This window comes from Glutamicibacter sp. V16R2B1, assembly GCF_005774635.1.
Classification (GTDB): domain Bacteria; phylum Actinomycetota; class Actinomycetes; order Actinomycetales; family Micrococcaceae; genus Glutamicibacter; species Glutamicibacter creatinolyticus.
This window is the reverse complement of sequence record NZ_VATX01000040.1, coordinates 1-1,584: the sequence shown is the minus strand read 5'-3', so window position 1 is coordinate 1,584 and position 1,584 is coordinate 1. Positions and strand designations below refer to the sequence as shown.

Annotated in this window: 2 protein-coding genes; one reads left to right on the top strand and one right to left on the bottom strand. The window is 72.7% G+C overall.

Translation table 11 applies throughout. The features are described from left to right. The first annotated feature begins 91 nt into the window (after positions 1–91). Positions 92–970 (top strand): helix-turn-helix transcriptional regulator, encoded by an 879-nt coding sequence (locus FDN03_RS15695; RefSeq protein ID WP_138178534.1) that lies wholly within the window; start codon positions 92–94, stop codon positions 968–970. A gap of 63 nt (positions 971–1,033) precedes the next feature. On the opposite strand, the gene FDN03_RS15690 is transcribed toward FDN03_RS15695, so the two are convergent. Then, a partial coding sequence (locus FDN03_RS15690) for a thiolase family protein (protein ID WP_138178533.1) occupies positions 1,034–1,584 on the bottom strand: 551 nt, incomplete at its 5' end.

Below are 1,584 nucleotides of genomic sequence, written 5' to 3'. Positions count from 1 at the left end.
GTCATACCGCGATCGTGGCCCGTCGGCCGCCGGATGAGGAGAGGACTCTCAGGGCGACGATCGTCGCGTCGGCTGCGCGCACACTGAGGGGATGGACGAACTCGGAAGCTGCCTGCGCGCCTGGCGGGACCGGCTGGAGCCCGCAGCGGCCGGCCTGCCCGCGGGCGGCCATCGCCGGGCGCCGGGCCTGCGCCGCGAGGAGGTCGCGCGCCTGGCCGGAGTGTCGGTCGACTACCTGGCCCGGCTCGAGCAGGGACGGGCGACCACGCCGTCGCCGTCGGTGCTGGCCGCGCTCGCCCGCACGCTGCGGCTGACCGAATCCGAACGCGACTACCTGTTTCGACTCGCCGACCAGGCGCCGCCGACGCCCGGGCAGATCGAGCGCCACCTCACGCCCGGGGTGCGGCGGGTCCTCGACCGCATGCCGGACGCCGCGGTCCTCGTGACCGACGCGGCCTGGCAGTTGATCGACTCCAACGAGCTGGCGGTCGCGCTGCTGGGCGACCTGCGCGGTCTGCCCCATCGCGAGCGCAATCTCGCCTGGCGGGCGTTCGCCGGTCTGGAGTCGCGCGTCGACCAGGACGCGGCGGCACGGGCGCGTGAGCACGAGGAGATCGCCGCCGAGCTGCGCGAAGCCTTCGGCAGGCATCCGCACGACGCTGCGCTGCGGCGTCTCATCGACGACCTGCACGGTCTGAGCGCCGAGTTCGGCGCGCTGTGGGCGTCACAGCCCCCGCGGCCGTGCACCGCGGGGAGCAGGACCGTCGTGCACCCGCAGGTCGGGCCGATCACCCTCGACTGCGACGTGCTTGCCGTCCGTGGCAGCGACGTGCGCATCATGGTCCTCTCGGCAGGTCCCGACTCGGCCGCGGCGGAGGCCCTCCGCCTCGTTCAGACGATCGGCCTCCAGGACCTCGCCTCCCCGGACCCGACGTCATCGGCGGGCGATCTGCAGCCGAGTTCCTCGTAGCGACGTAGGTCCACACGGCGGCCCCGTGCCGGTGATCAGTGCACAGAAGGCAGCGCGTTGCCGTCAGGTGGTGATGATGGAGACGCCTGCGGTGCCTGGTGCGCCGTAGAGCTGGGCGTAGCCCACGCGGGGGGTGCCGGGGACCTGCCGGTCGCCGGCCTGCCCGCGTAGCTGCAGGACGAGTTCGTGGATCTGGCGCAGGCCGGAGGCGCCGACCGGTTCACCGTTGGCGATGAGCCCGCCGTCGGTGTTGACGGGCAGCCGCCCACCGATCTCGGTCGCGCCTTCGGCGAGGAGTTTCTCCTGGTCGCCGTCCGCGCAGAAACCGTTCTCCGCCATGTGCATGATCTCGGCCCCGGAGTCGGTGTCCTGGATCTGGATGACATCGACGTCGCCGGGGCCGATCCCCGCTGTCTCGTACGCGGCCCGGGAGGCGTACACCGTGGGGGCGTCGGCGGGTTCCACCGCAGCCCAGGAGCTGTGTACCTCGTGTGCACCGTAGCTGCGGGTACGCAGGACGCTCGCGCGCAGGTAAAGGGGCGTGGAGGTGAAACGGCGCGCGATGTCGGCCCGGCACAGAATCACCGCGGCCGCACCCTCGTCCGGGCTGCAGA

Excerpts from the sequence above, each read along its gene's own strand:
- FDN03_RS15695 (WP_138178534.1), top strand. The coding sequence starts at position 92 with ATGGACGAACTCGGAAGCTGCCTGCGCGCCTGGCGGGACCGGCTGGAG.